This is a genomic window from Rheinheimera sp. (assembly GCF_036568245.1).
Lineage (GTDB): Bacteria > Pseudomonadota > Gammaproteobacteria > Enterobacterales > Alteromonadaceae > Alishewanella.
In genome coordinates this window covers 1-19,458 of the sequence record NZ_DATCSY010000167.1, presented here as the reverse complement: position 1 = coordinate 19,458, position 19,458 = coordinate 1, and the positions used below count along the sequence as shown (strand labels likewise).

Annotated in this window: 19 protein-coding genes; 6 read left to right on the top strand and 13 right to left on the bottom strand. The window is 48.8% G+C overall.

The annotated features are described in order from the left end of the window. The 10 genes from VIN66_RS07270 to pspA all read right to left on the bottom strand — a co-directional run. On the bottom strand, window positions 1–638 hold a 638-nt coding region (locus VIN66_RS07270; protein ID WP_331923358.1), incomplete at its 3' end, for a PAS domain-containing protein. Window positions 639–791: 153 nt separating this feature from the next. Beyond that, window positions 792–1,133 carry a 4a-hydroxytetrahydrobiopterin dehydratase gene (locus VIN66_RS07265; protein ID WP_331923357.1) on the bottom strand — a complete coding sequence of 114 codons (342 nt, stop codon included), beginning with the start codon at window positions 1,131–1,133 and terminating at the stop codon, window positions 792–794. A gap of 8 nt (window positions 1,134–1,141) precedes the next feature. Then, window positions 1,142–1,942, bottom strand: a complete 801-nt coding sequence (phhA, locus tag VIN66_RS07260) for a phenylalanine 4-monooxygenase (RefSeq protein WP_331923356.1) — start codon at window positions 1,940–1,942, stop codon at window positions 1,142–1,144. Between the two features lie 210 nt (window positions 1,943–2,152). Next, on the bottom strand, window positions 2,153–3,337 hold the full coding sequence (locus VIN66_RS07255; protein ID WP_331923355.1) for a DUF547 domain-containing protein: 1,185 nt from the start codon (window positions 3,335–3,337) through the stop codon (window positions 2,153–2,155). Window positions 3,338–3,431: 94 nt separating this feature from the next. After that, on the bottom strand, window positions 3,432–4,646 hold the full coding sequence (locus VIN66_RS07250; protein ID WP_331923354.1) for a trans-sulfuration enzyme family protein: 1,215 nt from the start codon (window positions 4,644–4,646) through the stop codon (window positions 3,432–3,434). Between the two features lie 103 nt (window positions 4,647–4,749). Next, complete coding sequence (locus tag VIN66_RS07245) at window positions 4,750–5,763, bottom strand: TIGR01620 family protein (RefSeq protein ID WP_331923353.1); 1,014 nt, start codon at window positions 5,761–5,763, stop codon at window positions 4,750–4,752. Continuing rightward, the gene (locus tag VIN66_RS07240; RefSeq protein ID WP_331923352.1) at window positions 5,760–7,139 is read right to left on the bottom strand and encodes a YcjX family protein; all 1,380 of its coding nucleotides are present in this window, start codon (window positions 7,137–7,139) and stop codon (window positions 5,760–5,762) included. The genes VIN66_RS07245 and VIN66_RS07240 overlap by 4 nt, the downstream gene beginning before the upstream one ends. Window positions 7,140–7,158: 19 nt before the next feature. Further along, window positions 7,159–7,575: an envelope stress response membrane protein PspC gene (gene pspC, locus VIN66_RS07235; RefSeq protein ID WP_331923351.1), complete on the bottom strand. Its 417-nt coding sequence runs from the start codon at window positions 7,573–7,575 to the stop codon at window positions 7,159–7,161. Beyond that, window positions 7,568–7,804 (bottom strand): envelope stress response membrane protein PspB, encoded by a 237-nt coding sequence (gene pspB, locus VIN66_RS07230; protein ID WP_331923350.1) that lies wholly within the window; start codon window positions 7,802–7,804, stop codon window positions 7,568–7,570. Before pspB ends, pspC begins: the two co-directional genes overlap by 8 nt. A 24-nt stretch (window positions 7,805–7,828) precedes the next feature. Further along, a complete protein-coding gene (gene pspA, locus VIN66_RS07225; protein ID WP_331923349.1) occupies window positions 7,829–8,500 on the bottom strand; it encodes a phage shock protein PspA in 672 nt (223 codons plus the stop codon). A gap of 184 nt (window positions 8,501–8,684) precedes the next feature. Here pspA and pspF point away from each other — a divergent pair, with 184 nt between their 5' ends. Genes pspF through VIN66_RS07195 form a run of 6 tightly spaced genes read left to right on the top strand, consistent with a single transcriptional unit; the run spans window position 8,685 to window position 15,083 of the window. Continuing rightward, on the top strand, window positions 8,685–9,767 hold the full coding sequence (gene pspF / locus VIN66_RS07220; RefSeq protein ID WP_331923348.1) for a phage shock protein operon transcriptional activator: 1,083 nt from the start codon (window positions 8,685–8,687) through the stop codon (window positions 9,765–9,767). Window positions 9,768–9,814: 47 nt separating this feature from the next. After that, a complete protein-coding gene (locus VIN66_RS07215) occupies window positions 9,815–11,413 on the top strand; it encodes an ABC transporter substrate-binding protein (RefSeq protein WP_331923347.1) in 1,599 nt (532 codons plus the stop codon). Further along, window positions 11,410–12,426, top strand: a complete 1,017-nt coding sequence (locus VIN66_RS07210) for an ABC transporter permease subunit (RefSeq protein WP_331923346.1) — start codon at window positions 11,410–11,412, stop codon at window positions 12,424–12,426. Before VIN66_RS07215 ends, VIN66_RS07210 begins: the two co-directional genes overlap by 4 nt. Window position 12,427: 1 nt before the next feature. Then, complete coding sequence (locus tag VIN66_RS07205) at window positions 12,428–13,324, top strand: ABC transporter permease subunit (protein WP_331923345.1); 897 nt, start codon at window positions 12,428–12,430, stop codon at window positions 13,322–13,324. Continuing rightward, entirely contained in the window at window positions 13,324–14,319 is a 996-nt protein-coding gene (locus VIN66_RS07200) for an oligopeptide/dipeptide ABC transporter ATP-binding protein (protein ID WP_331923344.1), read from the top strand. The genes VIN66_RS07205 and VIN66_RS07200 overlap by 1 nt, the downstream gene beginning before the upstream one ends. Continuing rightward, window positions 14,316–15,083, top strand: a complete 768-nt coding sequence (locus VIN66_RS07195) for an ATP-binding cassette domain-containing protein (protein WP_331923343.1) — start codon at window positions 14,316–14,318, stop codon at window positions 15,081–15,083. Before VIN66_RS07200 ends, VIN66_RS07195 begins: the two co-directional genes overlap by 4 nt. A gap of 47 nt (window positions 15,084–15,130) precedes the next feature. On the opposite strand, the gene VIN66_RS07190 is transcribed toward VIN66_RS07195, so the two are convergent. The 3 genes from VIN66_RS07190 to lon all read right to left on the bottom strand — a co-directional run. After that, complete coding sequence (locus VIN66_RS07190; protein ID WP_331923342.1) at window positions 15,131–17,041, bottom strand: SurA N-terminal domain-containing protein; 1,911 nt, start codon at window positions 17,039–17,041, stop codon at window positions 15,131–15,133. A 223-nt stretch (window positions 17,042–17,264) separates the two neighbouring features. Beyond that, on the bottom strand, window positions 17,265–17,537 hold the full coding sequence (gene hupB / locus VIN66_RS07185; RefSeq protein WP_008220336.1) for a nucleoid-associated protein HU-beta: 273 nt from the start codon (window positions 17,535–17,537) through the stop codon (window positions 17,265–17,267). A gap of 210 nt (window positions 17,538–17,747) precedes the next feature. Continuing rightward, window positions 17,748–19,458, bottom strand: a 1,711-nt coding sequence (gene lon, locus VIN66_RS07180; RefSeq protein ID WP_331923341.1) for an endopeptidase La, incomplete at its 5' end; no start/stop codon positions are given.

Sequence of the window (19,458 nt, the reverse complement as noted above, 5' to 3'; positions counted from 1 at the left end):
AGGTTGCTGTGCGCCTGCAGCGTGTTAAAGCTTTCCTGATCGCCCTTTTTAAACGCCACTATGTGCTGGCCCAGCCGGCTTTCAGATTTCAGATTGATCACAGCGCCAGCGAGTATTTCGTGGCCGGTTTCATCCGGTACCATAACCGGCAGCACATCAGCCACAAAGCGTTTGCCATGTATTTCAAGCCGGCGCGTTTGTGCCAGCACGTCATCACTTTCCAGCCAGCGCAGAAAGTTAAAGCCCTTGACCATACCCTGCAGTGACTGCCCGGCAACCGCATCACGGGAAACGGCCAGAGCTTCGAGTGCTGCGTCATTTATAACAGTCACATTAGCTTTAATATCAATAGCGATAAGCCCGTCCGGCAGCGTACGTAACAAGGTCGATAACTCATTGTGTTCACGCTCAGACGGCATAAAAGCAGTGGTTTTCACATCTTCAACGCCGGTAATACGACGCATCTTTGCCATTAGCTCCTGAAATTTCTCAAAATTTACAGTCGGAAATGACACATACATGCGGCTAAGCCCGGGATCGACTTCAATGCCTCTTAAATCCAGTTGATAACTTACCAATACATTTAATACTTCTTGCGCCAGGCCAAGCCGGTTCTGGCATTGAATTTCTAACCGCATATCGCAACGCGCCCTGAGACTAGGTGATAAACAGCATAATAAGGCATTCGGTAGACAAGAAACCAGTAGTTTTGTAAAGAAATGTGAACAGAGAGATATTTTACATGGGTTTTGCGCTAAGCTGCGCTGCTGAGCAGCTTAGCGCAAGACAGATTATTCAGCCAGCAAACTGTCTGTTTTGGCAGCACAAATAAAATCATTCTTGTGCAAGCCTTTAATTGAATGCGACCACCAGGTCACTGTCAACTTGCCCCACTCGAGCAGTATTGCCGGATGATGGCCTTCTTTTTCTGCCAATTCAGCAACCTTATTGCTGAATGCCCAGGCCAGTTTGAAGTTTTTAAATTTGAATGCGCGTTCCAACTGTAAAATACCATCCCGCACGACCGGCGCCCAGTCGGGGATCTGGCGCATCAACTCAGGCAGCTCAGCATCGCTGACTTTAGGTGCGTCAGCGCGACAGGCTTCACATTGCATTGCTTTTAATTCAGACATGTTTTTTCCTAACTTGCTTGTTTTTCTTTCGGTGGAAATTTAGGCGCATGCAGCCCCAGTGCTTTCGCCTGCTCGACCAGGGCCATCATATCCAGATGCGCAATATCAAACAGTTGATCAATACGCTCTATCATAAAGTAGATTGGCTGCATGATATCAATGCGGTAAGGCGTGCGCAGCACGTCCAGCGCATCAAACGGTTTACGTTCGGGAATATCAGAACCCAGTGCGTAAGTTGTTTCACCTGGCGATGACAAAATTCCACCACCATAAATACGCAGGCCCTTCTCAGTGTTAAGCAAACCAAACTCGATGGTAAACCAATACAGCCGAGCCAGATACACCCTGTCCTGCTTAGATGCAGCCAGTCCAAGCTTGCCATAAATATGGGTAAACTCGGCAAATGCCGGATTAGTCAACATGGCGCAATGGCCAAATATCTCGTGGAAGATATCCGGTTCCTGCAGGTAATCAAATTCTTCCCGGCTACGGATAAAGGTCGCCACCGGAAAACGTTTATTGGCCAGCAGTTCAAAAAACTTATCGAAACTGATCAGCGCCGGCACCTCTGCACATTCCCAACCTGTCGTTGAACGTAGCACCTTGCTGACTTCTTCCAGTTGCGGGATGCGATCTGTGGGTAACTGCAGTTTCTGTAAGCCAGCCATATATTCATCGCAGGCTTTACCCTCTACCACGCTCAGTTGCCGGCTGATCAGCTCGTGCCAGATCTGATTTTCTTCATCGGACCAGGCGATAAAGCCCGTCTCGTCCGACTGACGGGAAACATACTTACTCGACTTACTCATATACAACCTGTTGACTATTCTGTTATACGGGATGTCCCGCAGAACTGCCGCTGGGCGGATAATTATTATGGCTGGCAGTTCATTAGTTACTGCGGATACTAAGCGATAGTGCGGCAAGAGTTAAACTGCTTGCCGCCTAAAGTTGATATGAGTTCTGTAAGCATTACGTTACAGCAGTTATGTCGATATTGGCTGATATCTACATCAGTCTTATTTATTGTCTTCTTCTGCTTTTAAATCTGTAACAGAGACTGACCCCCTTTCGTTTAAACGAATTGCATCCAACTCCTTCATACGCTGCAGCTGAGCTGGGCCAAAGCGACCATAACTGGTGGATAGATCCTGTAATGGGCCCGCTGCACCATCAAGATTAGCTACGCCGTCAAACTCTGCACCTCTGGTTCCACCATTACTGAAAGCACCAATCAACGCCGCGGTATTGTCTGCTAAACCAGCACCATAATTTCTGCTGGTACCGTAAACGTCCGTAATTTGCCAATTGCTTATATCCGCTTCAATCACCTTTGCCGTTTCAAGCGCCTGACGCTGATTGCCACTCAGGTACTCCAACAGATGGCTTTTCAGATCTTCATTAAAATCAGGAAAATAGGGCCTACTTCTCTCATAAAAGCTAGAGACACGGAAGTTTTCTGCATTAACTTCACCGTAAGTGCCACGATTTGAGTTAATGAATTCGGACGCATTATTTGTCACAGTGCGATACACATTTTTACCGGTATAGGCGTGCTTTCTCAATCCGGGACTGCCAATATACCCCTGATAAAGGCCATACAAAACCAACGGGTCTTTATATTTTTCAAGTAGAATTGTGAACTGGATATCGTTAAGGCTCAGTGGAATACCCGCAACGTTCAGTATTTTCCGCTCAAACAACCCTGAGTCCCCGTTAACTAGCGACTCCAGACTCTTTTCAGGGTAAATACTTATTAACTCATCCAGTACGGTTACGTTATATAGGTTCAACCAGAAAGCGAGTTGCTCGCTTTTAGAAAAAGCAGAAAGTTTTACTTCAGCCGGAACAGCTTCCAAACTTTTTCGTATTTTATGAAGAATCTGCTTTAGCTCAGCATTGTTTTTGAATTCTTCATAATGAAATCTGTTTCCTTCGTTTGCCGTAAGGCGGTCTACATTAGCTTTTAACCTAGTGCCGGTACGGGCAACACTTTTACCTGCTTTTTTTCGATTAGACTGACCGGTGTACAGAACGGTCGCTCGCAGCAAAGCATCAAGGTCATCGTAACTGATAACATACTCAGAGTCTGGTGTATCACCTTGAAAAACTTCTGGTAAATCAGCCTTCGCAAAGCCGCAGTTAAACAACAGAATTATGAGATACCATTGGCCTTTTTTAAACCTGTTATTAAATTGAAGCATCCCAAGCCCTCCCTGTATTTATTGCCATCAACAATGTTAAAAAATTGCAGAAACTCTAACTTAATTCCTTTTTTATTTGGTAACAACATTTTTGTTAACGTACTTTGATCAGTTCTTCCATTTTGTCCAGCGCCTGCGCCAGATCAGCAATAATATCATCGACATGCTCAAGCCCAACAGAAACGCGGATTAGACCATCGCTGATCCCTGCCATCTGTCGCTCCTCTGCAGTGTAAGGGCTATGCGTCATTGAAGCCGGATGCTGAATAAGCGACTCTGCATCTCCCAAACTAACAGCCAGGCTGAGTAAGCGGCATTGATTAATAAAATAACGGCTTTCATCCAGGCTGGCATTAAGCTCGAATGCCAGTACACCACCCGCCGCTTTCATTTGCGTACCAATAAACTTAAACCCCGGGTGAGATGGCAACCCAGGGTAATAAACTTCGCGCACAGCCGGGTGGGCTTCGAGGAATTCGGCAACTTTTTGTGCATTAGTGCAGTGGCGCTCTAAACGAACCGCCAGAGTTTTTAAACCACGGATAATCAGCCAGGCATCGTGCGGGCTTATCGTCGCTCCCATATCCTTTAATGTCGTCAGCTTTATCGTGTTAATAGTGTCACTATCAGACACTATAAGCCCGGCTACAACATCGCCATGTCCGTTCAGATATTTGGTCGCACTGTGGACAACAATATCAATGCCAAATTCTGCCGGCTTCTGCAGCAGTGGCGTCATAAATGTATTATCGATAACGGAGATCAGCTTATGCCGCCGGCAAACATCACTCAGAAAGGCCAGGTCCAGCACCACCATATTCGGGTTAATGGGTGTTTCGGCAAACAACATTTTGGTATTGGGTTTGACGGCCTGCTCAACAGCCATATGGTCTGTCATATCGACAAAGCTGACTTCTATACCGTAGCGGGCAAACATATGATTGAACAAAGCAAAACTGCAACCATAAATAGCTTTACTGGCAATCAAGTGATCGCCCTGGCATAAAAAGGCCATGGTGCTGGCTGCCACGGCGCCCATACCTGTCGCCGTGGCGGCCGCATCAGCCATACCTTCCAGAGCTGCAATTTTCAGCTCCAGTTCGCGCGTGGTCGGGTTACCTAAACGCGTATAGATATACCCCTCAGCCTCACCGGCAAACCGCGCAGCACCTTGTTCGGCATTATCAAATACGAAGGTTGAACTTTGATACAACGGCGTGGCAAGAGTGCCGTGCTGGTTTTTTTCTTTACCGGCGTGAATACACAATGTTTCTGCGTTTTTGTTTTTATCGTGTTTAAAGTTATGCATGATTTTACTGCTACTGAAAGTTAAAGTCGCAGTAACAAATAACAGAATTTAACTGTAATGGAAGCACGCCAGACATCTTGCAGTCTGGCGGTATCAGGAAAAACTAGCCCGCGCTGTCAGCTTTAGTTGGCGCGGCTTTTTTAAAGCGGGTAAACAGCGATTGCGCCAGCGATTTCAGGCTGACCTTTGCAGAGCGGGCTACCGGCAAAGGCCGCAATTGCTGCTGCGCCAGGTTGCCCAAACGGGCAACCAGTAACCCGGCAATAACGCCTTGCCCAGCACGGGCTGATAATTTTGCCGTCAGTTCACTGCCGATAACATCTGACGCCATATCAAGCGCCAACTCCGAGCCACCCGCCCATAGCAGTGCTGTAAACAAACGCTTTAACAGCACAAGACTGCGTAGCTGACCGATAGCACCACCATAAAGTTGTGCCAGCTCCCGTAGCAGGCGGCTACTACGCCACAGCACCAGCAGCATATCGGCCAGAGCAAAGGGAATAACCGCTACTGCGACACTGGTATCGGTCGCGGCCCGATAAATAAGCTGCTGTGCCCGCGCATCTAATTGCGACATTACAAAACGCTCAAAAAGTTGCAGCTGCTCTTCATCGCTGTGCTCGTCTTTAAGCGCTGCTTGCCACTGTGTCACAGCCGCTGTAATCGCGGGCTCTGCCGGCAAGCTTGCAGCAACCGCCAGGCAAAGCTTGCCGGCTTCACCATACTGAACGCTGTTACGGATGCGTTCTGCACTCTGTTGCCATTGTCTGTTACGCGCCAGGCGCCGCCATAGCTTGAACTCGCGCCAGATTAAGGTTACAAGCAGTAATAACAGTGCCAGCGATACGGCTGTGACCAAGCCACCATATAACACACTGTGCTGCCAGCTTTGCTTTACCGTAACACCCCATTGCCAACCGGCCAGAATAACGACCAGTGATAAGGTAATAGTAAGCAATCGCCACCACCAGGAACTTTTCTTCACTGCAGGTTTGATGTTATCAGGCGCTGCCGGCATAAAGTCATCATCAGCATAATGGCTGGCACCTTGTAATGTCACCGGTACAGATTCTGCAGGCGTTGTATCAAAATACCGGGCTTGCTTTAATTCGGTCATTGCAATTTGTCTCCGAGGATAAACTGCAGCACATGATCCATGCGTATATGCGGCAACGCCGATGTGCCGTGCCAGGGCAAAGGCTGTAGTGGTAAGAAGGTAAACGTATGGCGTTCAAATACTGCCTGCGGCGGCACTGTTGCAGGTACTTCGCCAGGAAAATAGTTCAGTTTTTTCTGCTCTGCCGACGTGCCACTCAGACATGGCTGAGCCAACCCATCTACCTGTACAAAACCACTGGTACTGGCACGGATGGCGGCAATCGCCATTGCTTCGGTTGTAGCGGCCTGGTACTGACTGTTCTTAAGTGGCTGCTGTAGCAGTTGCTGAAGTAACAGTGTCAGCGATTTATGCTGCTCAGGTGTAACATGGTCTGCTTTACTGGCAGCAAACAACACTTTGCTGATCCTGGGTTTAAATAAACGCCGCAACAGGCTGGACGGCCCATAATGAAAACTCTGCAGAACGAGCTGTAAAGCCTGCTGCAGCTCTGTTATCGCCGCATGACCGGCATTTAATGCTGATAAACAATCAACCAGAATAACCTGGCGATCCAGCGTAGAAAAATAGCGCTGATAAAACGGCTTAATAACATGCTTACAGTAACTGTCGTAATGCTGCGTCAGTTTAGTGGCCAGCGCAGTATGTTGGCTTGCCTGCTCTGGCAGCAAAGGAAACAACTGCAGCATAGGTGCACCCGCAAGCTCACCGGGGATCAGCAAGCGGCCAGGCTGATTAAGATAAGCACCGGCAGTCTGATGAAATTGTGCCAGTAGCTGTTTGTAACTATCAGTAAGCTGCTGAACATAGAGCTCACTACCATCATCGGTATTAGCATCCTGTAATACCTGCCGGAATGACTGTGCAGCACTTGCTCGGTGAGTTTTACTGAACAACTGCCAGCTGAATTCGCACCACTGCGCATAGTTCATAGTTAGCATCGGCAAATCCAGTAGCCACTCACCAGGGTAATCAATGATCTCCAGTGTCAGCTCACTATGTGATTGCAAATGGGCGCGAACACCAGTACCTGCCTTATAACGCAACTGCAGATTAAGCTGACTCCAGCCAGTGGTTGAAGGAGGCCAGACAGGTGGCTCTTGCTGCAGATACTGCAGGTTTTGCTCAAGCGGAAAACGAGGCACAGCCAGAACCTGGCCTGCCAACTGTCCACCCAGATAACGCTGCTGCTGCACAACATCAAAAAATGGCAGATTGCCGCTATTATCGCCTTGGGTAAGCTGATGCACGAGAGACGTAATAAAGGCTGTTTTGCCGGAGCCGCTCAGCCCTGTTACGCCAAGGCGCAAATGACGTTCAAGGGCGCGACCGGTTAGCTCGCGCCCCTGATGCTTGATTCTACCAAGTAAACTCATAGGCAATTGATATCGTAAACTACAGGCTGTTGAATTCACGATTCAGCTGAAACTTCGCTGAAGTCACGTGCCGTTCCATATCGCGTAAGCGCAGCTCTAAACCGTTAAACTGATTAGACAAGTGCTGCAGAGCTTGTTTTGGTGCTTCGCCGCGCTGCCAGACACGTGTTTTAACTTCCACCGGACGTTCTGTTGCAGGTTTATAGTCAGCGCTGCTTTCCTGTTTAGCAGCGGCTTTGGACTTTTTTTCCAGCACGACCCAGGCAGCAACATACAGCACAAACACGAAACCGCCAGCACCGAGAAAAAATGCTGATACGGTAATGATCCTTACCAGCCAAAGCTCCCAGCCGAAGTAGTCTGCAATACCGGCGCATACGCCGGCAATTTTACCATTGGCATCATCCCGCAGCAGCTCGCGTTTTTGCTTAGTCATGCTGAGTCCTCCATTTCGGACTTTCGGCATCCAATATGGCTTCCAGCGTTTTAATGCGGTCAGCCATTTTTTCCGCCCGTTGCGCCAGTTCATTTAACTGCGACAGTTCCTGATCTGACAACCCCTGGCCAATCTTGTTCTTACTGCGGTAATGCATTATGACCCAGATTGGCGCCACAAAAATCATAAACAGGATCAGTGGCACAAAAATTATTTCATGAATATCCATCTGCAACTCCCGGACGCCTGATTATCAGGCGTCTTTATCTTTTTGATTTACTTTAGCTTTTAGCTCTGCCAGTTCATTATCAATTTTGTCCTGTGCAGCCAGCTCAGCAAACTCGTCTTTTAACGTTTTCTTACCCAGATCATAGGCTTCAACCTGAGCTTCCAGCGTATCAATTTTCTGCTCGTAACGCTCAAATTTATACATCGCGTCATTGATACGGTTGCTATCCAGCGTTTTCTTCACTTCCAGGCGCGAAGCTACAGTTTTCTGACGCATCAGCATCGACTTCTGCCGTGCTTTGGCATCAGCCAGCTTTTCCTGCAGCTGGGCGACTTCATCCTGCAGTTTACCAATATGCTCATCAAGGTTGCTGATATCGGCAATAACAGTCTCGACCTGCTCAGCAGCCTTCTGCCGCTCTATCAGTGCCGCTCTGGCCAGGTCTTCCCGTTCTTTGCTCAGTGCCAGCTCAGCTTTGCTTTGCCAGTCAGTAACTTCTTCCTGTAAACGGTTGACCACACGTTGCAATTCTTTTTTCTCAGCGATGGTTTTAGCAGAAGAAGAACGCACTTCTACTAAGGTGTCTTCCATTTCCTGAATAATCAAGCGCACCATTTTTTCCGGATCTTCGGCTTTATCTAACAATGCGTTGATATTTGAATTCACTATGTCTGAGAAGCGTGAAAAAATACCCATAATGTTTACCTCTTAAATGACTGGTTAAGTACAGCCTAAGCTATTCAGGTTTCTTGCCAACTTTTCAAATTAATTTAAATCATTGAATAGTATTATTTTTTATTTATTTTAATGAAAAGCTTCTGCTGCCAGCCATTATGAAATACACTACTAATTAGCCAATTTAACTAACTAATAGCACGCCATGAGCAGAAAATTCCAACAAGATAATCTGGTGGGCCAGTCTAACAGCTTTCTTAATGTGCTGGATCAGGTCTCGCAAAGTGCACCGCTGGACAAGCCGGTACTTATTATCGGTGAACGGGGTACCGGTAAAGAACTTATCGCAGCCCGTTTACATTTCTTGTCACAACGCTGGGACCAGCAATACCTGACGCTGAACTGCGCTTCATTGAACGAAAACCTGCTGGAAAGTGAACTGTTTGGCCACGAAGCCGGCGCTTTCACCGGCGCCAGTAAACGCCATGAAGGCCGCTTCGAACGCGCCCATGGCGGCACCTTGTTCCTTGATGAGCTGGCAAATACACCGGGCCTGGTACAGGAAAAGCTGCTGCGGGTAATAGAGTACGGCGAGTTTGAACGGGTTGGTGGCAGCAGGCCAATCAAAACAGATGTGCGCTTAATCTGCGCGACCAACGAAGATTTACCGGTGCTAGCCGAGCACGGTGAATTTCGGGCTGACCTGCTTGACCGGTTGGCTTTTGATGTTATCACCCTGCCACCGATGCGTGAGCGGCGTGAAGACATTTTACTTCTGGCAGAGCACTTTGCGATAAACATGGCCCGCGAGCTTGGCTTTGAATTATTCAGCGGCTTTAGCGAAAAAGCAAAGCGCACTTTGCTGGATTACCACTGGCCGGGTAATGTGCGTGAACTGAAAAATGTGGTGGAGCGCAGTGTTTACCGCACAAATAATGCCTATGTGCCGGTTCATGATATTTTACTGGATCCGTTTGAATCACCGTACCGCCCCAAGCAACGTATCAAAGCTCCGAAGCCACAAGCGGCCTCTATTCCATCAGAACCCGCAGTAGTCCCCCAAGCCGCCTTACCTGTACCGGCGGCAACAGGCACCAGTCAGTTCGATTTTAGCCAGACGCAGGACTTTAAAACGTTGTCGCAGGATTTTGAGGTCAGCCTTATCAAACAAGCACTGGCAGCCAGCCAGTTCAACCAGAAAAAAACCGCAGAACTGCTTAATCTGACGTATCATCAGTTACGTGGCTACATGAAAAAGTATCAGTTACTGGACAGCCAACAAGTATGAAGCCAACCCCCCGGAAAATATCACGATCCGGTTTGCACTGCTGCACCATGTCTTTACTCGTGTGTAGCATCACCTTGCTAAGCGGCTGTAAGCCACCATTGCCGGATACCGTGCGCAGTGGCCTGGTATATTGCTCTGAAGGGTCTCCGGAAACATTTAACCCTCAGTTGGTGACATCCGGCACCACCATTGATGCCATCAGTCAGCAACTTTATGACCGCTTACTGGAGATAGATGCAGATACCGGCGAGCTGGTGCCAGCACTGGCTAAAAGCTGGCAGGTCAGCGCAGATGGCAAAACTTACCTTTTCACACTGCGTGAAGATGTGCAGTTTCACCAGACGGAATACTTTAGCCCGTCCAGGCCGTTGCTGGCTGAGGATGTGGTTTTTACTTTCAACCGTATTATGCAACGCAGCCACCCATTTCACCGCCAGGGCGGTGGAAACTATCCTTTTTTCCAGAGTGTCGACTGGGCTGATCTGGTCGACAGTGTTACGGCCGACACATCGCATCAGGTGCGTTTTGAACTGAGCCGGCCAGACAGCTCTTTTCTATCGAATATCGCAACCGATTTTGCTGCCATTTTATCAGCTGAATATGGTGCTCAATTAGTTAGATCCGGCCAGCTTTCCAGAATGGATAGCCATCCGGTAGGAACCGGCCCTTTCAGGTTTAAGGAATACCAGAAAGATGTACTGATCCGCTATTATCGCCACCGCAATCACTGGCGGGAGCCAGCCAAGCCAGAACAGCTGGTATTTGACATAGTGCCCAATAACGCAAGACGCATGGCGAAACTCTTTACACATGAGTGCGATGTGGTGGCGTTTCCCCGCGTGGCTGAACTTGGCCTGATCAGTAAAAGGGCCGATGTTGATGTGCAGGAAAGCACCAGTATGAATATTGGCTTCTGGGCATTTAATACTGCCAAGCCACCGTTTGATCAGGTAAAAGTACGCCAGGCGCTGGCGCATGCGATTAACCGTGATGCTATTTTGCAGGCTGTCTATTTCGGCCACGCCACTGCAGCCGATTCTGTACTGCCGCCAACCTCGTGGGCCTACAACCCTAACCTGGTGGTACAGCAGTATGACCCGGTTAAAGCAAAAGCGTTATTGACCGAAGCTGGCTACCCTGATGGCTTTAGTATGGATATCTGGGCGATGCCTGTACAGCGCCTGTACAACCCTAATGCTTTGAAAATGGCTGAATTGATGCAAGCCGATCTGGCACAAATTGGCGTACGGGCCAGTATTGTATCCTACGAGTGGAACAGTTTTCGCCGTAAGCTCGGGGCCTATGAGCATGATTCTGTGCTGATTGGATGGTCGGCCGACAATGCCGACCCGGATAACTTTTTCCGGCCACTGTTAAGCTGCAGCGCAGCTCTGACCGGGTCGAACCGTGCTAACTGGTGCGATGAAACCTTTGACAACCTGATAAGTCAGGCCTTACTCACTGCAGATCAGAAACAGCGGCGCAGCTATTATATGGCGGCACAGCAATATCTGGCAGAGCAAATGCCGTTGCTTAGCATCGCGCACTCCCAACGCTTTCAGGCAATAAGCAGCGATATTAAAGGAGTGAGAATAAACCCCTATGGCGGGATCGCGCTGGCTAACGCAGTTAAGGAAGTCAAATGATCTTATATCTGCTGCGCCGGATGTTTTTGCTGGCGTTCGTCTTTATTGCACTGAGCATTTTTGCCTTTAGCCTGGGATATCTGTTTCCGGGCGAACCGCTACAGAATTTCACCGGGTTACGACATATTTCTGCCGAGCAGCTCCCCCTGTTGCTACAGGAATACCGGATGGATCAGGGCTACATTGCACAATATCTGGCGTACCTTGGCCGCATTTTTTCCGGTAACTGGGCACTGTCATTTGCCAGCCAGCAGCCCCTGCTACAGGAAATGCAGATGTTGCTACCAGCAACGCTTGAGCTGGCATCTTATGCGTTGTTCATTTCGTTTTTTATCGGTATTCCGGTCGGTATTATCGCCGCTATAAAACCAGAGGGTACGCTGAGCAAACTGATTTCTGCCGTTGCGGTTGCAGGTTACTCTATTCCGGTGTTCTGGTGGGCGCTGCTGCTTATCATGTTGTTCTCACTTGCTCTGGGTTGGCTGCCAACCGCAGGTCGGGTTGGCGTTTTATATGAAATTAACCATATCACCGGCTTTATGCTGCCGGATATACTGCTGTCAGGTAGCGCGCATCGTCAGGAAGCATTGTTAAATGCGCTACGGCATTTGCTGTTGCCGACAATAGTACTGGCGACTTTCCCCACTACCGTAATGATAAGGTTCACCCGCGACGCTATGCTGGATGTATGGGAGCAAAGCTATATAAAAACCGCCCGGGCGAAAGGTCTCAACCGGGGGCAGGTACTTTACCGGCATGCACTCCGTAACGCTCTGCTGCCTGTGATCCGGCAAATTGGCTTGCAATTTAGTACCCTGATTACACTGGCCATGATTACAGAAGTTATTTTTTCCTGGCCCGGCATAGGCCGCTGGCTGATTGACAGCATTTATCAGCGTAATTATCCGGCTATCCAGGCGGGCTTGCTGGTAATATCTACCCTGGTCATTACAGTAAATATGCTGACAGAAATACTGCACACCCTATTTAACCCGCTGGCAAGGAAACGCTGATATGGCTAAATTCCGTCTGCTTCCGGATGAACAACTTGCCCGCTCCCCCATCAGACAATTATGGCGAGAGTTTTCCAGGCAACACAGTGCAGTCGCGGGGCTGTTACTGTTTGTTATCTTTTTTCTGCTGGCACTGATGTCGCCACTGATAAGCCCCCATGACCCTTATTTACAAAACGATAGTTTGTTATTGCTGCCGCCGTCCTGGTCAGAACAAGGCTTGGTGCAATACCCGTTTGGTACAGACGATCTTGGCCGGGATTTATTCTCCAGGCTGTTAGTAGGTGCCCGCTACACCTTTGGCATAGCAATAATTACCGTGCTCGGCGCCCTGTTTATGGGGCTGCTGCTCGGTACGCTGGCAGGCATGAGCAAAGGTGTAAAATCCAGTATCTTCAATCATGTGCTGGATTTGGCACTGACAATACCTTCCCTGCTGCTGGCCATCATTATTGTAGCGATACTGGGGCCTGGGCTGCAAAACACTACCTGGGCAATTATGCTGGCACTGCTGCCTCAATTTGTGCATGGGATCCGCAATGCTATAGCCGAACAGCTAAGCCAGGACTATGTTGTCGCCTATCGCCTGGATGGCGCAAACAACTGGCAGGTATTCAGCCGGATTATTCTGCCTAATATCTGGGAGCGTCTGACATTGATGGCCACTATGGCACTGTCGACTGCAACACTGGATATAGCTGCACTTGGCTTTCTCGGGCTAGGTGCTCAGGCGCCCAGCGCAGAATGGGGCGCAATAATAGGCGACTCGTTAGACCTGATTTATATCGCACCGGTAAGCGTTGCCGTACCTGGATTATTAATCTTTATGGCCGTGTTATCTGTTAATCTTGTAGGCGATGGTTTGCGTAACGCTGCCAAAAAACGGCGGGAAAACTGATGCTGTTACTGGACATCAAGAATCTGACGATTGAGCTTAAGACCCCCGATGCACTGATCCGGGCCGTAGACAGAGTAAATCTGAGTCTGCGTGAAGGCGAGATCCGCGGCCTGGTAGGAGAATCCGGCTCGGGCAAAAGCCTGATAGCGAAAGCTATTGTTGGTGTACTTAACAAACGCTGGCAAATTACCGCAGACAGGTTTAACTGGCGCGGTCAGGATTTACTTAACCTGCCATACGAGCAGCAACGAAAAATCATCGGCCGCGACATTGCTATGATTTATCAGGAGCCAAGCCGTAGCCTGGATCCTACTGCAGCGATACTAGAGCAACTGGAAGAAGCTATACCGGATAACCTGCTCGATGGCCCCTGGTGGAAACGCGGCTATCTGCGCCGGCGCAAAGCTATAGCCCTGCTGCATAAAGTCGGGATCCGCGACCATCAGTCGGTACTGCAAAGTTACCCTTATCAGCTGTCTGAAGGCGTCTGCCAGAAAATCATGATCGCGATGGCGATTGCGAAAAACCCAAAGTTACTGATAGCTGATGAACCGACGACAACGCTGGAAAGTACAACTCAGGCCCAGCTTTTCCGCTTGCTGGCCAGTTTCAATCAGTTAAAAGGTATGTCAGTGCTGCTGATCAGCCATGAGCTGGAAAGTATTGCCCGTTATACGCAGAGCCTGAGCGTGCTCTACTGTGGTCAGTTGGTTGAGGCCGGCGAAACCGCGGCCATTATTAAGCAGCCTTATCATCCGTACACCCATGCACTGATTAAAAGCGTGCCCGAATTTCAGCCTGATCTGCAACCAAAAACGCCGCTGTATGCTTTACCTGGCAGTATTCCTGTGCTGCAACATTTGCCTATTGGCTGCAGACTAGGCCCCCGCTGCCCCAACGCGCGCAAAGAATGCGTAAAAACACCAGCGTTAGACCGCCTGCAGAACCACTACTACAGCTGCCACTTTCCGCTGATAGGAAATCAAGACATATGAGTACTCTGCTCGAGGTAAAGCAGTTACATAAAACCTACCGCAAACAAGCCGGGCTGTTTCGTCAGCGCAGTGTGATTGCACTAGATGACATCAGCTTCAGTCTTGATAGCGGCAAAACGCTGGCAATTGTTGGTGAAACAGGTTCTGGCAAAAGTACATTGGCGAAAATGCTGGTCGGCATTGAGAAACCTGACCGTGGAGAAATTCTGCTTGAGGGCACTAAAGTACAGATAAGTCATTTTCGCCAGTACAATCACGTTATCCGCTTTATTTTTCAGGATGCAGCCAAGTCATTAAATCCACATCAAAAGATTGGTCAGATGCTGGATGACGTTCTGCGCTTTAGCACTCAGCTGGACACCGAGCAACGCCGGTATAAAATTCGCACCGTGTTAAAACAAGTCGGCCTGCTTGATGAGCACAGTGAATACTACCCCCACATGTTTTCTGGTGGCCAACTGCAGCGTGTTGCACTGGCCAGAGCACTGATCCTGGACCCCAAATTACTTATCCTTGATGAAGCCTTGACGGCATTGGACCCATCACTGCGGGCGCAAATTGTTAACTTGCTACTGGAACTGCAAAAAACAACCGGCCTGGCTTATCTACTTATTACCAATCATCTGCGTCTGGTTAAGCATATTGCCGATGATCTTCTGGTGCTGCATCACGGAAAAATGCTGGACTACGGTGCAACTGCGCATGTATTTGCCAATGCCAGTCACGACTATAGCCGCAAACTGATCAACAGCGCACAGGCATAAAAAAACCGTGGCATGCCACGGTTTTTTCTTAACAGCTGTATCTGCGCTTACTGAGCTTCTTCAGTTTGTGCAGCACGTAAATTACGGCTGATATCGGCTTTAGCTTTAAGCGCAGCTATCACTGCCCTGAACGCCAGTTCAGCCTGCTGATCTGCCAGACGCTCCAACTGGGCTGCGGCCGGTGCAACGGTTACATCAGCATCTTTTACTGCCAGCACCGTCACTAATGCTGCATCACCGTTTGCCAGTGTTACCAGCTCAACCGCCGGTTTATCCTGTGGCCGTGGCATCGCAAAAGCTTTAGCACGGATCTCTGCATCTAAAGTGCCGCCAAAGCGTGGCGTGTCCGCTGATTGCTCAAGCTCTACAGCTAACTGCTCGGCTTGCTTCGCCAAACCTGTTTCGGTGGCGTCAGCTAATACTTTTTCTGCTTGTTGCTTAGCAAGTAAAGCGCTTTGCTCCGCCCGCACTGCGGCTTCAACCTCAGCTTTAACCTCATCCAGACTTTGAGTACGTGCTGGCTGATGCTCGGTCACCCGAACCACTATCGCCTGCTCTTTGTCCAACTCGATCAACTCGCTGTTCAGACCATCCTGAATAAAGGTTGCATCAAACAGTTTGTTCATTACCGCAGGTGCTGATAAAGGCTCTGTCGCTTCGTTACGGCTAAACAGCGGCGTAGATACGACTTTCTGTCCAGTTGCTTCAGCGGCGTCTTCCAGTGAGTCTGGGACTTCAAAACTCACCTCTGCCAGACGTTGCTGCAACTCATAGTATGCGGCACTGGCTCTGTCCTGCTTAATGCGTTCGGCAATATCAGCAGATACGTCAGCTAATGGCTGAATTTGCTCTGGTTCTAATGCAACCAGCTTAATGATGTGGTAACCATAAGCGCTTTTAACCACGCCGCTTACATCACCCACCTGTGTTAACGCAAAAGCTGCCTGCTCAAATTTCTCGTCCATATCGCCTGGAGCCAGCCAATCCAGAACACCGCCATTTTCAGCTGAGAAAGTATCGGCAGATTTCGCTTTAGCCAACTCGGCAAAATCTGCGCCCGCCTTAACATCAGCCAGAATAGCCTGCGCCTGCTGCTCCACATCTGCGCTGTCTTCCTCTGATTCCAGCATGATGTGCGCAACCTGACGACGCTCTTCCCGCACGTAGCGCGATTTATTAGCCTGATAGTATGCTTCGATTTCTTCCGCCGTAGCCTGCTCATCAGAAGCCAGTGCCGAGGCAGAAATTTCTATGTATTCAACCGCAAGCTTTTGCTCAGTTTCGAACTGAGACAGGTTCATCGTATAGTAATCCTGCAGCATTTGATTCGTGATACTGACCGAATCAGCAAAATCTGCAGCTTTAAAGCGAATATAGCTGATATCGCGTTGCTGCTGCTGCAGCTTCATCAGCGCTTGCATTTCTTTAGCTGTGGCAAACTCACTGCCAACCAGCCCTATCATTAACTGATTGCGCGACAACTGCTCACGGATCAGTTCCCGGAATTGTTCCGGTTGATACCCCGCCTGACGCAACAATGCAATGTAACGGTCATTATTAAACTGACCATCAACCTGAAATTCAGTCATGTTACGAATCGCATCACGGATCTGCTCGTCACTAACCCGCAATCCCATACTGGCTGCCAACTGCTTTTGTAAAGCTTCGTCAATCAGACTTTCCAGAACTTCACTTCTGAAATTATTCATATAGCCGCTGTCAGCTGCCAGGGCCGCATACATTTCACCGAACTGCTGCTGCATCCGCGCACGTCCGTTCTGAAATGCCTGCTCAAAGTCTTCCCGGCTGATTTTTTCACCGTTAACTTCAGCAACATGGGTGTCAGCTGGGGTATTTAAGTAGCTACCTACACCTGCCAGTGCAAACGTCAGGATCACTAAGCCTAAAATAGACTTGGCAATAATTCCCTGTGAGCCTTCTCTGATTTTTTCTAACATCTTAGCGCGATCTCTTTATTCACTATATGTTGCCGGGAGACAACAAAACAGCAGTACTGTTGCCGTAAAAAAAAACGCATCTTAACAGATGCGCTTTTTTTAGAGAAGCCTTGGGAGGCTACGGCTACCATATTCTGCTGCCTGTCTTAACTGCTTAGTCTGTAATAGCTAAGCAGTTAATTGCACACCCAACTGAGTTTTGTTATTGAGACAAAACTACAGCTTAGTTGCAGGCGTCTTTTAACGCTTTACCTGGCTTGAAAGAAGGAATTTTCGCAGAAGCGATTTGGATAGTTGCACCAGTTTGCGGGTTACGGCCAGTACGGGCTGCACGCTCACGTACGCTGTAAGTACCAAAACCAACTAATGCTACAGAGTCGCCTTCCTTAAGAGCTTCAGTAACAGCATCAATGAACGAATCTAAAGCACGACCAGCTGCCGCTTTAGAAATGTCTGCACCAGCAGCAATTTTGTCGATAAGTTGAGACTTGTTCACAATATCATCCCCTTCAATTGTTATTATTTTCAACAACTACACTTTATTAGTTCTTTAAGTGAGCCCAATCGTTATAACAAGCATCTTTGGCGCTTGCAAGCAAAAGAAGCATCAAAACTAATAATTCTTGCTTTGACTGCAGCCCTTGTATAACAAGGGCTTGGTCGAAACTTTCCATAACTTAGCACAGCCAACGGGAATGAAAAGCCCCTATGCAGGATTTTTTTCCGTTTTTTTGCTTTTTGCTGAATTTTTTGCCGTTTCCAGCACCGAAACACGCTCCAAAGGCTCTTGTAACGCCAGTTCCAGCACATCGTCAATCCACTTCACCGGACAAATTTCGATATCCCCTTTTACATTATCCGGGATATCTTTTAAATCGCGCACGTTGTCATGTGGGATCAACACGCGTTTAATACCGCCGCGGTGCGCCGCCAGCAGTTTCTCTTTCAGACCACCTATAGGCAACACTTCACCGCGAAGCGTAATCTCACCGGTCATCGCGACATCAGCCCGCACCGGATTACCTGTTAAGCTAGAAACCAATGCTGTCACCATACCGATACCGGCACTTGGGCCATCTTTTGGCGTAGCCCCTTCAGGCACATGCACGTGAATATCACGTTTCTCGTAGAAATCTTCATTGATACGCAGGCCCGCCGCTCTGCTGCGAACAACCGTCATAGCAGCCTGGATAGATTCCTTCATTACATCACCCAGCGAGCCGGTAAAGGTCAATTTGCCTTTACCCATAACGGACGCTGCTTCTATTGTCAGCAAATCGCCGCCTACTTCTGTCCACGCCAGGCCCGTTACCTGACCAATACGGTTGCTGTCCTCAGCTTTGCCATAGTCATAACGTTGCACACCGAGAAAATCTTCAAGATTTTGCTGATTAACCACAACTTGTTTTAAATCTTTCGTCAGCAGAATTTGTTTTACAGCCTTCCGGCATAACTTTGATACTTCCCGCTCCAGACTGCGCACACCCGCTTCACGGGTGTAGTAACGGATAATGCCGATAATTGCGGAGTCTTCAATAACAATTTCGCTGGTTTTTAAGCCATTACGACCAATCTGCTTCGGAATCAGATGCTGTTTGGCAATGTTTAGCTTCTCGTCCTCGGTGTAACCAGCAAGACGTATCACTTCCATCCTGTCCAGCAGCGCGGCAGGAATATTTAAGCTGTTAGACGTTGCAAAGAACATTACGTCTGACAGGTCATAATCCACTTCCAGGTAATGATCACTGAAGCTGGTATTCTGCTCAGGGTCTAATACCTCAAGCAGTGCCGCCGCAGGGTCACCGCGGAAATCGGATGCCATCTTGTCAATTTCATCCAGCAGAAACAGCGGATTACGAACACCCACCTTGGCCATTTTCTGAATAATTTTGCCGGGCATTGAGCCGATATAGGTCCGTCGGTGACCACGGATCTCTGCTTCATCACGTACACCGCCTAAAGCCATGCGCACATATTTGCGGCCAGTTGCTTTTGCGACTGACTGACCAAGCGACGTTTTACCAACCCCAGGCGGTCCCACCAGGCACAAAATCGGGCCTTTTAGTTTATTAACGCGCTGCTGCACCGCCAGATACTCGACGATACGTTCTTTCACTTTCTCCAGACCGTAATGGTCTGCATTAAGAATTTCCTCAGCCACTGCCAGGTTTTTCTTAACCTTGCTGCGCTTTTTCCAGGGTACATTTGCCAGCCAGTCGATATAGCTTCTCACAACCGTGGCTTCTGCCGACATCGGAGACATCATCTTCAGCTTTTGCAGCTCCGCTTTGGCTTTATCTGCAACCTCAGCTGGCATCTGCGCCTGCTCAATTTTTTTGCTCAGCGCTTCAAACTCGTCCGGTGTGTCTTCAAGCTCACCCAGTTCACGCTGTATCGCCTTCATCTGCTCATTCAGG